At 69.7% G+C, this 13,097-nt stretch carries 13 protein-coding genes; 5 read left to right on the top strand and 8 right to left on the bottom strand.

The window, feature by feature from the left end; genetic code table 11:
• The first annotated feature begins 226 nt into the window (after positions 1–226).
• Positions 227–853 carry a phosphatase PAP2 family protein gene (locus OG306_RS28275; RefSeq protein ID WP_371665706.1) on the top strand — a complete coding sequence of 209 codons (627 nt, stop codon included), beginning with the start codon at positions 227–229 and terminating at the stop codon, positions 851–853.
• A 147-nt stretch (positions 854–1,000) separates the two neighbouring features.
• Here the strand turns inward: OG306_RS28275 and OG306_RS28270 are convergent, their stop codons facing one another.
• From OG306_RS28270 to OG306_RS28240, 7 genes are all read right to left on the bottom strand, one after another.
• Complete coding sequence (locus OG306_RS28270; RefSeq protein ID WP_266748999.1) at positions 1,001–1,453, bottom strand: hypothetical protein; 453 nt, start codon at positions 1,451–1,453, stop codon at positions 1,001–1,003.
• Positions 1,454–1,590: 137 nt separating this feature from the next.
• Entirely contained in the window at positions 1,591–3,006 is a 1,416-nt protein-coding gene (locus OG306_RS28265) for an NAD(P)/FAD-dependent oxidoreductase (protein ID WP_266748998.1), read from the bottom strand.
• A gap of 22 nt (positions 3,007–3,028) precedes the next feature.
• A complete protein-coding gene (locus tag OG306_RS28260; protein ID WP_266748997.1) occupies positions 3,029–3,832 on the bottom strand; it encodes an ABC transporter permease in 804 nt (267 codons plus the stop codon).
• The gene (locus OG306_RS28255) at positions 3,832–4,758 is read right to left on the bottom strand and encodes an ABC transporter permease (protein ID WP_266748995.1); all 927 of its coding nucleotides are present in this window, start codon (positions 4,756–4,758) and stop codon (positions 3,832–3,834) included. The genes OG306_RS28260 and OG306_RS28255 overlap by 1 nt, the downstream gene beginning before the upstream one ends.
• Positions 4,755–5,903, bottom strand: a complete 1,149-nt coding sequence (locus OG306_RS28250; protein ID WP_266905240.1) for an ABC transporter ATP-binding protein — start codon at positions 5,901–5,903, stop codon at positions 4,755–4,757. Before OG306_RS28250 ends, OG306_RS28255 begins: the two co-directional genes overlap by 4 nt.
• Before the next feature lie 54 nt (positions 5,904–5,957).
• On the bottom strand, positions 5,958–7,208 hold the full coding sequence (locus tag OG306_RS28245) for an ABC transporter substrate-binding protein (RefSeq protein ID WP_266905242.1): 1,251 nt from the start codon (positions 7,206–7,208) through the stop codon (positions 5,958–5,960).
• 42 nt (positions 7,209–7,250) lie between these two features.
• Complete coding sequence (locus OG306_RS28240; RefSeq protein WP_266748991.1) at positions 7,251–8,765, bottom strand: gamma-aminobutyraldehyde dehydrogenase; 1,515 nt, start codon at positions 8,763–8,765, stop codon at positions 7,251–7,253.
• A gap of 216 nt (positions 8,766–8,981) precedes the next feature.
• Here OG306_RS28240 and OG306_RS28235 point away from each other — a divergent pair, with 216 nt between their 5' ends.
• The gene (locus OG306_RS28235) at positions 8,982–9,521 is read left to right on the top strand and encodes an NADAR family protein (RefSeq protein ID WP_266748989.1); all 540 of its coding nucleotides are present in this window, start codon (positions 8,982–8,984) and stop codon (positions 9,519–9,521) included.
• A gap of 96 nt (positions 9,522–9,617) precedes the next feature.
• On the opposite strand, the gene OG306_RS28230 is transcribed toward OG306_RS28235, so the two are convergent.
• Entirely contained in the window at positions 9,618–10,328 is a 711-nt protein-coding gene (locus tag OG306_RS28230; RefSeq protein ID WP_266748988.1) for a DUF4190 domain-containing protein, read from the bottom strand.
• 134 nt (positions 10,329–10,462) lie between these two features.
• Between OG306_RS28230 and OG306_RS28225 the strand changes: the two genes are divergently transcribed.
• From OG306_RS28225 to OG306_RS28215, 3 genes are all read left to right on the top strand, one after another.
• A complete protein-coding gene (locus tag OG306_RS28225) occupies positions 10,463–11,497 on the top strand; it encodes an adenosine deaminase (RefSeq protein WP_266748987.1) in 1,035 nt (344 codons plus the stop codon).
• Between the two features lie 24 nt (positions 11,498–11,521).
• Positions 11,522–12,226 (top strand): glycerophosphodiester phosphodiesterase, encoded by a 705-nt coding sequence (locus OG306_RS28220; RefSeq protein ID WP_266748986.1) that lies wholly within the window; start codon positions 11,522–11,524, stop codon positions 12,224–12,226.
• A 66-nt stretch (positions 12,227–12,292) separates the two neighbouring features.
• On the top strand, positions 12,293–13,096 hold the full coding sequence (locus OG306_RS28215) for an SAM-dependent methyltransferase (RefSeq protein ID WP_327258695.1): 804 nt from the start codon (positions 12,293–12,295) through the stop codon (positions 13,094–13,096).
• Position 13,097: the final 1 nt, after the last annotated feature.

Raw genomic sequence — 13,097 nt, 5'->3', positions numbered from 1 at the left:
GCCGTCGTCCGGCCGCCCCGGCCCGTACCTACCCGTACCGGCCGGATCTGAGACGCTGGACCCCATGTCGCCGACCTGCCCCGACCCGCAGAGCGGGAGCACGCCTGCCCCGCAGACCGGGACCGCGCCGACCCCGTCAACCGGAAGCACACCCGGTCCGCGAACCGGAAGCGCGACCGCCCCGCAGGCCGCTGAGCGACCTGGTGCCCTCCGTCTCTCCCTTCGTGTGTTCCTCCTGGTGTGCGGTCTGTCGGCCCTCCTCTTCACGCTGATCACCTGGCAGGTGGTCGCCGATGGCCCGCTCCTGGGCGTGGACGAGCGGGCCAGCCGTGCGCTGGTCCATCCGGACCGGGTGTCCGAGTTGCTCTCCGATCTCGGTAATGGTCAGGTCGCGGTGCCTGTGCTGGCGCTGGTCGCGGTGTACGTCGCCCGGCGGGGCCGGGCCGCCGGGACGAGGCGCTGGTGGCTTCCGCCGCTCACCGCGGCCGTGCTCATGGCCCTGGTGCCGGCGATCGTCGTGCCCCTGAAGGAGTGGACCGCCCGCCACGGCACCCCGGTCATGCCACCGGGGGGCGACTACTACCCCTCCGGGCACACCGCCACCGCCGCCATCGCGTACGGCGGCGCGGCCCTGCTCCTCCTGCCCCGGCTCCGCTCGGCCCGCGCCCGTCTCAGCCTCCTCGCCCTCTGTACCGCGCTCGTCCTCGGCGTCTCCTTCGGCCTGGTCCGACGGGGCTACCACTGGCCGCTGGACGTGGTGGCCGGCTGGCTGCTGTGCGGGCCGCTGCTTCTGACGCTGGGCCTCAGCTGCCGAAGCAGGCATCGAAGTTCTTCGCGAACTCCCCGTTGTTGAAGCGGTGCGACGTTCGGGCACTCTCCCCCACTCTGTGCGGCAGCCCACAAAATGGTCCAGACCAATTAGGTTGTCGAGACCTCTGGCAGCGGACCGGCCACGCCTCCCGTTGCCCCCGCACTCGTCGCCGGTCCCCGCCGGTCTCCGTCAGTCCCCGCCGCTCCCGGCCGCCGCCTCATGCATCGCGAGCTCCAGGAGTGCCGCGTCGGTGAGCGTTCCCGAGCCGTCCGGCGGGATCAGCCAGCGCACCCCGCCGACGGCCGCCCGCCCAGGGTGCGGCGCGACGATCCAGGTCCCCTGCCCCGCCCCCCGTACGCCGGTGCCGACCCAATGGTCGACCGTGCCCGGCGGCACGAAGAAGCCCGTGCGGGTGTCGCCGAAATCGGAGAGGACCGGCCCGGGCCGGTCGATGAGACGGGTCAGCACATCGAGGGTGGGACGGCCCAGTTTTCCCGGAAGAATCAGTACGTCCCAGCGCCGGCCGGCGGGCAGGAGCACAACCCCTCGGGGATTGCGCTCCCATGCCCACCGGCAGGCATCCGGGTCGGGCGCCACCGATACGAGCCACTCGACTGCTGCTTTGACCCCCGCGCCAGCCATGACCGGCCTCCATTTCCGTGTGCACCGGCCGTGCACGGCCGGTGTGTTCACACGGGAGACAGAGGTGGCGCCGATCCATTACGCGGGTTCGGCCCACCAGTTCGCAGTGAACCGGGGCACGCTGTTGCGCGCCGCGCTCAGCTGTCGAAGCCGAGCCCCAGCCGGTCCATCGTCTGCAGCCACAGATTGCGGTGCCCGCCGTTGTTGTCCGCCCTGGCCAGGGACCGCTTGGTGAGTTCGATCCCGGCCCAGGCGAAGGGCTCCGGCGGGAACGGCATCGGCTTGCTGCGGACCATTTCCAGAGCGGTCCGCTCATTCCGTTCGCCGGCCAGCAGATCGAGCATCACATCGGCCCCGAAACGGGTGGCTCCGACGCCGAGTCCGGTATATCCGGCGGCATAGGCGACCCGGCCCCGATGGGCCGTACCGAAGAACGCGGAAAAGCGGGAACAGGTGTCGATCGCCCCGCCCCAGGCGTGACTGAAACGGACCCCGGCAAGCTGCGGGAAACAGTCGAAGAACTGGCCGGCGAGCTTGAGGAAGGTCTCCGGACGCTGATCGAGATCGGCGCTCAGCCGGCCCCCGTACGGATAGATCGCGTCATAGCCGCCCCACAGGATCCGGTTGTCGGCCGACATCCGGAAGTAGTGGAACTGATTGGCGCTGTCGCCGAGCCCCTGCCGGTTCTTCCAGCCGATGGAAGCGAGCTGGTCGGCGGTGAGGGGTTCGGTCATCAGCGCGTAGTCGTAGACCGGCACGGTGTACGGCCGCACCCGCTTGACCAGGGACGGGAAGATGTTCGTCCCCAGTGCGACGCGGCGCGCGAAGACCCTTCCGTACGGTGTGCGGACCGCCATCGCGGCAGGGGTCCCGGCCAGTTCGAGACCCCGGGTGTGCTCGTACACCCGGACCCCGAGGTCGAGACAGGCCCGCTTCAGACCCCAGGCCAGCTTGGCGGGGTGCAGCATGGCGACCCCGTTCCGGTCCCAGAGCCCGCCCAGGAAAGTCGGTGAGTCGACTTCGGCGCGCACCGCGTCCCGGTCCAGGAATTCCACTCCGGTGAAGCCGAGCTTCTCCGCTTCCTGGTGCCATGCGTGGAGCTCTTCGAGCTGGTGGGGTTCGGTGGCGACGTCGATTTCGCCGGTCCGCTCGAATTCGCAGTCGATGGAGTAGCGGGCGACGGCCGCCTCGATGGCGTCGAGGTTCTTCTCGCCCAGCTCCTCCAGCTTGTTGATCTCGTCGGGCCACCGCTCCAGTCCGTTGGGCAGGCCGTGGGTGAGGGAGGCGGCGCAGAATCCGCCGTTGCGGCCCGAGGCGGCCCAGCCCACCTCGTGCCCCTCGATCAGGACGACGTCCCGCTCCGGGTCGCGTTCCTTCGCGATCAGCGCGGTCCACAGTCCGCTGTAGCCCCCGCCGATGACGAGGAGATCGCAGTGCTCGTCGCCCGTGAGCGCGGGCAGCGCTTCGGGCCTGCCGGGGTCGTCCAGCCAGAACGAGACCGGCTTGGCGCCGGAGAGTGATTGTGCTGCAGTACGCATGGCACCTGGGGCCATGGTTTCCAACTCCTTCAGGAACTCACGGTCGTGCGCTGTTCTTCCGCCGGTTCGCGATCAGCTGGCCGACGACAACCACCAGTACGGCAATGATGAACATCGCCGTGCCGATGACGTTGATCTGCACGGGCGTGCCGCGCTGTGCCGATCCCCAGACGAACATGGGGAAGGTCACGGTGGAGCCCGCGTTGAAATTGGTGATGATGAAATCGTCGAAGGAGAGCGCGAAGGCGAGCAGCGCTCCCGCCGCGATTCCGGGGGCGGCGATCGGCAGCGTCACCCGCAGGAAGGTCTGCACGGGTCCCGCGTAGAGATCACGGGCCGCCTCCTCCAGCCGCGGGTCCATCGACATCACGCGCGCCTTGACGGCGGTCACGACGAAGCTCAGACAGAACATGATGTGTGCGATGAGGATCGTCCAGAAGCCCAGCTGCGCACCCATGTTCAGGAAGAGCGTGAGCAGCGAGGCGGCCATGACGACCTCGGGCATCGCCATCGGCAGGAAGATCAGCGAGCTGATCGCGCCGCGCGCCCGGAAGCGGTAGCGGACCAGCGCGAAGGCGATCATCGTGCCGAGGGCCGTCGCGCCGACGGTGGCCCAGGCGGCGATCTGCAGGGACAGGGAGAGCGTGCCGCACATGTCGGCGACGCCGCAGGGGTCCTTCCAGGCGTCCAGGGAGAAGCGCTGCCAGGCGTAGTTGAAGCGCCCGTTCGGCTTGTTGAACGAGAACACCATCACGACGATGTTCGGCAGGATCAGGTAGGCGAGGGTCAGCAGACCCGCGATGACGATCAGATTCCGGCGGATCCAGCGCAGTACGGGCATCAGACCAGGTCCTCCGTCCCGGAGCGGCGGATGTAGACGGTGACCATGATCAGGACGACCGCCATGAGAATGAAGGAGAGCGCGGCCGCCGTCGGGTAGTCGAGGACGCGCAGGAACTGGGTCTGGATGACGCTGCCGACCATCTTGGTGTCGGTGGAGCCCAGCAGTTCCGCGTTGACGTAATCACCGCTGGCCGGGATGAAGGTCAGCAGCGTTCCGGAGACGACACCCGGCATGGAGAGCGGGAAGGTCACCTTGCGGAAGGTGGTGGCGGGGGTGGCGTACAGATCGCCGGCCGCCTCGTGCAGCCTGCCGTCGATCCGCTCCAGCGAGGTGTAGAGCGGCAGGATCATGAACGGGAGGAAGTTGTACGTGAGACCGCAGACCACGGCCATCGGTGTGGCCAGTACCCGGTTGGACTCGGTCCAGCCGAGCCAGCTGGTGACGTCCAGGACGTGCAGGGTGTTCAGTACGTCGACGACCATGCCGCCGTCCGCGAGGATCGTCTTCCAGGCGAGCGTACGGATCAGGAAGCTGGTGAAGAACGGCGCGATGACCAGCACGAGGACGACGTTGCGCCAGCGCCCGGCCTTGAAGGCGATGAGGTACGCGAGCGGGTAGCCGAGCAGCAGGCACAGGATCGTGGCGGTGCCCGCGTACAGCAGGGACCGGATGAACTGCGGGTAGTAGTCCCTCAGCGCGTCCCAGTACGTCTGGAAGTGCCAGGTGACCTCGAATCCCTTCTCCAGGGAGCCGGTCTGTACGGACGTCGACGCCTGGTAGACCAGCGGCAGCGCGAAGAAGACGACGAGCCACAGGATGCCGGGGAGCAGCAGCCAGTACGGGACGAGGCGCTTGCGGGTGGAGGCCTTGCGGACCTTCAGCTCCGTGATGGGCGCGGGTGGCGCCTCCTGGGTGACGGTCACGCCGCGTCCTCCACCGTCTCCACACCGGCGTCGATGTCCTGGGCGGCGTCCAGGCCGAAGGTGTGTGCCGGGTTCCAGTGCAGGACGACCTCGGCCCCGGGGGCGAGCCGGGTGTCGCGCTCGATGTTCTGCTCGTACACCTGAAGCGCCTTGCCCGCCGGGCTCTCCACCACGTACTGCGTGGACACGCCGATGAAGCTGGAGTCGATGATCCGGCCGGTGACCCGGTTGCGGCCGTCGGCTATCGCGTCCGCGTCGTCGGCGTGCGCGAGCGAGATCTTCTCCGGGCGTACGCCGAGCAGCAGCTTGCCGCCGTTCGCGGTCGGGGCCGTACATCGGTCGGTGGGCAGCCGCAGCTTCCCGCCACCCGCGGCCACCACGATGTCCGTGCCGGCGGAGACGATCTCGCCCTCGATGAGGTTGGACGTGCCGAGGAAGTTGGCGACGAAGGTCGTCTTCGGGTTCTCGTACAGGTCGGCGGGGGCGCCGAGCTGCTCGACCCGGCCCCCGTTCATCACCGCGACGGTGTCGGCCATGGTCATGGCCTCCTCCTGGTCGTGGGTGACATGGATGAACGTGATGCCGACCTCGGTCTGGATGCGCTTGAGCTCCAGCTGCATCTGGCGGCGCAGCTTGAGGTCGAGGGCGCCGAGCGGCTCGTCGAGGAGGAGCACCTGCGGGTGGTTGATCAGGGCGCGGGCGACGGCGACGCGCTGCTGCTGGCCGCCGGAGAGCTGATGCGGTTTGCGCTTGGCGAAGTCGCCGAGCTGGACGAGTTCCAGCATCTCGTCGACTTGTTTCTTCACCGACTTGATGCCGCGCCGGCGCAGACCGAAGGCGACGTTCTCGGTGATGTCGAGGTGCGGGAAGAGCGCGTAGCTCTGGAAGACCGTGTTGACGGGCCGCTTGTACGGGGGCAGGTCGGTGATGTCGCGGCCGCCGAGGAAGACGGTGCCGGTGGTCGCCTCTTCCAGGCCCGCGATCATCCGCAGGGTGGTGGTCTTGCCGCAGCCGGACGCGCCGAGCAGGGCGAAGAACGAGCCCTGCGGAACGGTCAGATCGAGCGGTTTGACGGCGGCGAAGGAGCCGTACGTCTTGCTGATCCCGGTGAGGCGGACATCGCCGCCTGTCTGCTGCTGTGTCATGGATCGCAGTCCCAGTGGTGTCAGGGGAGATCGGTGGAGGGGAGGGCTCGGCGGTCAGGCGCCGATGAGCTTGGCGAACTTCTCTTCGTACGCCGTCTCTTCCTCGGCTGTCAGGGAGCGGAAGGCGTGCGACCGGGCCGCCATCTCCTTGTTCGGGAGGATCAGCGGGTTGTCGGCCATCGATCGGTTGATCTTCGCGAGTTCGTCACGGACCCCGTCGACCGGGCAGACGAAGTTGATGTACGCGGCGAGCCGGGCGGCGACCGGCGGCTCGTAGTAGTAGTCGATGAGTTTCTCGGCGTTGGTCTTGTGCCGGGCCTTCACCGGGACGAGCAGGTTGTCGCTGGAAATGAGGTAACCGGCGGCCGGGATGACGTACTTGACGTCCGGGTTTCCGGCCTGGAGCTGGATGATGTCGCCGGCCCAGGCGACACAGGCGGCGATGTCGCCCTTGTCGAGGTCGGCCGTGTAGTCGTTGCCGGTGAAGCGCCGGATCTGCTTCTTGTCGACGCCCTTCTGGAGCCGGCCGATCGCGGCGTCGTAGTCGGCGTCGGTGAAGGTGCCGGGGTCCTTGCCCATGTCGAGCAGGGTCATGCCGACGGAGTCGCGCATCTCCGAGAGGAAGCTGACCCGGCCCTTGAGCTTCGGGTCGTCGAGCAGCTGGCTGACGGACTCGACCTTGCGGCCGCCGGTCGCCTTGGAGTTGTAGGCGATGACGGTGGGGGCGCACGCCCAGGGGTACGAGTGGGCGCGGCCGGGATCCCAGTCCGGAGAGCGGAACTGGGCCGAAAGGTTGGCGTAGGCGTGCGGCATGTTCGACGGGTCGAGCTTCTGCGCCCAGCCGAGGCGGACGATGCGGGCGGCCAGCCAGTCGGTGACGCAGATGATGTCGCGGCCGGTGTCCTGGCCGGCCGCGAGCTGCGGCTTGATCTTGCCGAAGAACTCGACGTTGTCGTTGATGTCCTCGGTGTACTTGACCTTGATCCCGGTGCGCTTGGTGAACGCCTCCAGGGTGGGCCGGTGCTTGCCGTCCTCGGTGACGTCCCCGTACTCGGTCCAGTTGGAGAAGTTGACCTGCTTCTCCTCGGCCGAGTGGTCGTCCGAGGCCGCCGCGGCGTCCCCTTCCCGCTTGGCGGGCGGGATGCCGCAGGCGCTCAGCGTCCCCAGCCCGCCGATCGCGAGCGCCCCCATGCCGGAGGCACGGAGTAGCGAGCGGCGGGTCAGGGCGCCCCGGCCACTGGTCAGACTGCGTCGCATCGCGGCCAGTTGGGCCGCGGAGAGGCGCTCGGGCTCGTACTGCTCCATGCGCGTTGCCCTTTCGGGTGTGTGTGGCCGGGGGCGGCCGGGCTATCGGTCCCCGAAGATCGTGCGGTGCCAGTCCTTGCGGGCGACCGCGGTGTTGTCGTACATGACGTGCTTGACCTGCGTGTACTCCTCGAAGGAGTACGACGACATGTCCTTGCCGAAGCCGCTGGCCTTGTATCCGCCGTGCGGCATCTCGCTGATGATCGGAATGTGGTCGTTGACCCAGACGCAGCCCGCCTTGATCTCGCGGGTGGCGCGGTTCGCCCGGTACAGGTCGCGGGTCCAGGCGGAGGCGGCGAGTCCGTACGGGGTGTCGTTGGCGAGGCGGATGCCCTCGTCATCGGTGTCGAAGGGCAGCACGACGAGGACCGGACCGAAGATCTCCGACTGGACGATCTCGCTGTCCTGGGCGGCACCGGCGACCAGCGTCGGCCGGTAGTAGGCCCCGGCCGCCAGTTCACCGCCGGGCGCCTCGCCGCCGGTGACGACGGTGGCGTACGCGCGGGCGCGCTCGACGAAGCCGGCGACCCGGTCCCGCTGGGCGTGGCTGATCAGCGGGCCGAGGTCGGTCGACGGGTCGAAGGGGTCGCCGAGCCGGACGGTCTCCATCAGTTCGGCCACGCCCTGCACGAAGGCGTCGTAGAGGGGGCGCTGGACGTAGGCGCGGGTGGCGGCGGTGCAGTCCTGGCCGGTGTTGATGAGCGCCCCGGCGACCGCGCCGTGGACCGCGGCTTCGAGGTCGGCGTCGTCGAAGACGACGAAGGGTGCCTTGCCGCCGAGTTCGAGGTGCAGGCGCTTGACGGTGGCGGTGGCGATCTCCGCGACCCGCTTGCCGACGGCGGTGGAGCCGGTGAAGGAGGTCATGACGACGTCGGGGTGGCCGACGAGGTGCTCCCCGGCGTCCTTGCCCGCGCCGGTGACGATGTTGATCACACCGTCCGGAATGCCGGCTTCGGTGGCCGCCTGGGCGAACATCAGCGAGGTCAGCGGGGTGATCTCGGCGGGCTTCAGCACGATGGTGTTGCCTGCGGCGACGGCCGGGAGGATCTTCCACGCGGCCATCTGGAGCGGGTAGTTCCAGGGTGCGATGGAGCCGATGACACCGATCGCCTCACGGCGTACGTACGAGGTGTGGTCGCCGTCGTATTCGGCGGCCGACTTGCCCTCCAGGTGGCGGGCGGCGCCGGCGAAGAAGGAGGTGTTGTCGACGGTGCCGGGCACGTCGAACTCGGTGGAGAGCTTGATCGGCTTGCCGCACTGGAGGGACTCGACGTACGCGAAGTCGTCGGCCTGCTCGGCGAGGACGGCGGCGAAGCGGTGCATCGCCTCGGACCGTTCGGCCGGCGTCGCGCCCGACCAGCCGGGGAACGCCTCGCGGGCGGCCGCCACGGCTGCGTCGACGTCGGCGGTGCCCGCCAGCTCGTAGGTGTGGACGGTCTCGCCCGTCGCCGGGTTCACCACGTCGTGGTGCCGTCCCGATGTACCGGACCGCAGCTTTCCGCCGATGTACTGTGCGCCGTCCGCGAAGCGGTCCCGCACCTGGATGCCGTTGCCCATGACGTTCTCCTCCGCCGCACGCCCCGGAATGCGGCGGCGGCGTAGCTTCTGTTCGATTTGACTGCCGATCCTGACAGAGGAGGTCGACCTCAACAAGTGATTCCGTTGTTGCCTTTTGGTTACGCAACGGAATCTGTCGACCATGTGTCGCGTCGGTGCGGAATTCCCCGTACGGAGTGTCAGTGGCGGATGCCAGACTCGCGTGTCATGGAACACATGGACGATCTCCTGGCGCGGACCCGGGGCGGCGAGAAAGTGAAGTACCTGCGCTTCTGGGGTCACCGCCCGCGGCCCGACGGCAGCGTCGGTGCAAGCTGCCTCAGTCAGTGGTGGCCGGCACCCTTCACGGTCGACGGCGTGACGTACGCGTCGGCCGAGCACTGGATGATGGCGGCGAAGGCCCGGCTGTTCGGTGACGCGGAGGCGCAGGAGCGGGCGGTGTCGGCGAAGAGCCCGGCACAGGCGAAGAAGGTGGGCCGGCTGGTCCGCGGTTTCGACGAGGCGGTGTGGGGGCGCGAGCGGTACGCCCTGGTGGTGTCCGGCAGCGTCCACAAGTTCGGCCACCACCCGGAGCTGCGGGAGTTCCTGCTGAACACGGGGGACCGGGTCCTCGTCGAGGCGAGTCCCATGGACCGTGTCTGGGGCATCGGGCTGGCGGCGGACGACCCGCGCGCGGAGGATCCGGCGACCTGGCGGGGGCTGAATCTGCTGGGCTTCGCGCTGATGGACGCGCGGGCGGAGCTGCGCGCGCGATGAGCCGGGCCGGGGGCCGGGTGGGCAGGATTCCGCTCACCGGCCCCCGGGTGGAGACGTTGTCGTTGCTACGGGGCTGCGGTGCGGGGCACCGACCGGCTACGACGCGTAGGGCTCCTCGTAGACGGTCTGGTCGCCGGTCGTGCCGCCCTCCTCGAAGTCGCCGCTCGCTATGCCCCAGATCATGAGTGCGAGGAACGCCCCACTGATGACGATGCCGATCGATCCGAGGATGATTCCGGCGAGCGCCATGCCGCCGTTGGTCGCCTCATTCCGCCTGACCCTGCCGCGGCCGACGATGCCGAAGATCAGCGCGAGGACACCGAGAATGACGCCCAGGCCCCACATGCAGAACCCCACGACAGCGATGATGCCGAGCACCATCGCGGCGATGCCGAGACCGTTCGCGGGCGCCGGCCCGCCCCACGGCGTCTGGCCGTACCCGGGGTACCCCGGGTAGCCGCCGTACTGCGGGACGGGCGCGGCCGGGTAGCCGTACTGTCCCGCGGCCGGCGGAACCGGCTGGCCCGGTCCGTTCGGTGCGACGGGCGGTGGCGGCACCTCTCCGGGGCCGGACGCGGGACCCGAGCCGGGCACCGGCCCGGTCTGCGCTCCCGCGCCGAATCCCGGTGCCGTGGCGGGTACGGGCCCGTCCCCGGCCCCCGGCATCGAGGTCACGGTCGGCTGATCGTGCACAGCAGGCTGCCGGGGATCGCCGGCCGGCTTCTCCAGCGGCACTCTGCTGTCCGGCGGAGCCCACGGATCGCGCGGCGCGCCCCCGCCCGCGGGCTGCTCTGTGTTGTCTGACATGGGCCTCCCCCATCGTGATCCCGTCATGCTACGGCCCGCCTGCGCCCCGCAGGAGGCGGCCTACGATGATCCCCGTCCCCTGCCCGGCCGAACCGCGCCCGGCACCCCCACCGTTCCACGTCCCGGAGAGTCCGATGTCCGATCTGCTCCCCTTCATCGCAGGGCTGCCCAAGGCCGAGCTTCATGTCCACCATGTCGGGTCCGCCTCGCCCCGTATCGTCGCCGAACTGGCCGCGCACCACCCCGACTCGAAGGTCCCCACCGACCCCGAGGCGCTGGCCGACTTCTTCACCTTCACCGACTTCGGGCACTTCATCGACGTGTACCTCTCCGTCGTCGACCTGATCCGCACCCCGGAGGACGTCCGGCTGCTGACCTTCGAGGTCGCCCGCGACATGGCCCGGCAGAACATCCGGTACGCGGAGCTGACCGTCACCCCGTTCAGCTCGACCCGGCGCGGCATCCCGGAGCAGGGGTTCATGGAGGCGATAGAGGACGCCCGCAAGGCCGCGGAGAAGGAGCTCGGGGTCGTCCTGCGCTGGTGCTTCGACATTCCCGGTGAGGCCGGGCTCGAAGCGGCCGAGGAGACCACCCGGCTCGCCGTGGACCTGCGGCCCGAGGGGCTCGTCTCGTTCGGGCTCGGCGGTCCGGAGGTCGGCGTGGAGCGCCCGCAGTTCAAGCCCTACTTCGACCGGGCGATCGCCGAGGGCCTGCACTCCGTGCCGCACGCCGGGGAGACCACCGGGCCGCAGACCGTCTGGGACGCGCTGACCCATCTGCGCGCCGAGCGCATCGGCCACGGCACCCACTGCGTCCAGGACCCGGAGCTGCTGGCCCACCTCGCGGAGCACCGCATCCCGCTGGAGGTCTGCCCGACGTCGAACATCGCGACCCGCGCGGTGGCGGACATCGAGAAGCACCCGGTCAGGGAGATGGTGCAGGCGGGCGTCCTGGTCACCATCAACAGTGACGACCCGCCGATGTTCGGCACCGACCTCAACAACGAGTACGGGGTGGCCGCCCGTCTGCTCGGTCTGGACGAGCGGGGTCTTGCGGCGCTGGCGCAGAACGCGGTCGACGCGTCGTACCTCGACGCGGCCGGCAAGCGGGCGCTGGCCGCCGAGATCGACGCGTACACGACGGACTGGCTGGAGCGCACGGGCCGCTGACCCGACGGCGGTGACAATGGCCCCATGGCCACCACTGTCACCGCCGTAGCCCACCGCGGCGATCCCTACCGTGCGCGCGAGAACACGCTCCCCTCGATCCGCTCCGCCCTCGAACGGGGAGCGGACGCGGTAGAGATCGATGTACGGGTCACCCGCGACGGCGTGCCGGTCCTGCTGCACGACGCCACGCTGCAGCGGCTGTGGGGCCACGATCTGCGCCTTGACCGGCTGAGCCACGAGGAGCTCACCGAGCTGACCGGGGGCGGGGTGCCCACCCTGCGCGAGGCGCTGCTCGCCGCCGGGACGCACCGCCTCATGATCGATCTGCCCGGCTCCACCGACGACTCCGTGACGAGGACCGTCGGCGTGGTGCACGAGTGCGAGGCCGGCGAGCGGGCGTACTACTGCGCGGGCTCCGAGGCCATGCTGCGGGTGCGGGCCGCCGACCCGGCCGCCGAGATCGCCCTGACCTGGACGACGCTCGCGCCGCCGCGCCCCGCACTGCTCGACGCGGTGCGGCCACGGTGGCTGAACTACCGGTTCGGCCTGGTGGACCGGGAGCTGACGGACCGGCTCCACCGGGACGGGCTACTGGTCTCCGCCTGGACGGCCGACACCAAGCGCACCATGCGCCGCCTGGTCCGGCACGGGGTGGACTCGATCACCACCAACCGGGTGGACGCCCTGCGCGGCGTCCTCACCAACTCCCCGTCCACCGGCTCGTCTTGATCGATCCGGCATCATGGGACAGCGTCACATCAGCCGTGATGCCCCGGAGCCGGAGGAGCCAGAGAAGTGACCGAAGCCACCGCCCCTCTCGACGACCGCATCCGTTCCGGCATCGCCCACAACGCACGGGTCTGGAACCACTGGCTCGGCGGCACGGACAACTACCCCGTGGACCGCGCGGTCGGCGACCGGGTCACCGCCATGTATCCGAGCATCGGCGAAGTGGCGCGCGCCGACCGGGCGTTCCTGGGGCGGGCCGTCCGGTATCTCGCCGGTGACGCGGGGATCGGCCAGTTCCTGGACATCGGCAGCGGCCTGCCGACCGCCGACAACACGCACGAGGTCGCCCAGCACACCGCCCCCGACTCCCGGGTCGTGTACGTCGACAACGACCCGATCGTGCTGACGCACGCCCGTGCGCTGCTCACCAGCTCGCCGGAGGGCGCGACCCGGTACATCGACGCGGACGCCCGCCACCCGGAGCAGATCCTGCGGGCCGTCGAACCGACGCTGGACCCGACGAAGCCGGTCGCCGTCATGCTGCTCGGCATCCTCAACTTCGTCCTCGACACGGACGAGGCGCAGGCAATCATCCGTACGCTGATGGACGCGATGCCGTCCGGCAGCCATCTGGTGCTCACCCACCCCACGCTGGAGCTGGGCGGCGAGGGAAACGAGGCGGCGATGCGGTTCTGGAACGAGAACGCCACCCCGCCGATCACCGCGCGCAGCCGTGCCGAGTTCGCCGCCTTCCTGACGGGACTCGATCTCGTCGATCCGGGCATCGTGTCGTGTGCGCGATGGCGGACCGACCCCGGCACCACGGCGCCCGTCGTCGCCCAGTTCGGCGCGGTCGCCCGGAAGCCCTGAC

It is taken from the genome of Streptomyces sp. NBC_01241, assembly GCF_041435435.1.
In the GTDB taxonomy this organism is placed as follows: Bacteria; Actinomycetota; Actinomycetes; order Streptomycetales; family Streptomycetaceae; genus Streptomyces.
The sequence above is the reverse complement of the archived record's forward strand: the minus strand, read 5'-3'. Positions and strand labels throughout refer to the sequence as shown.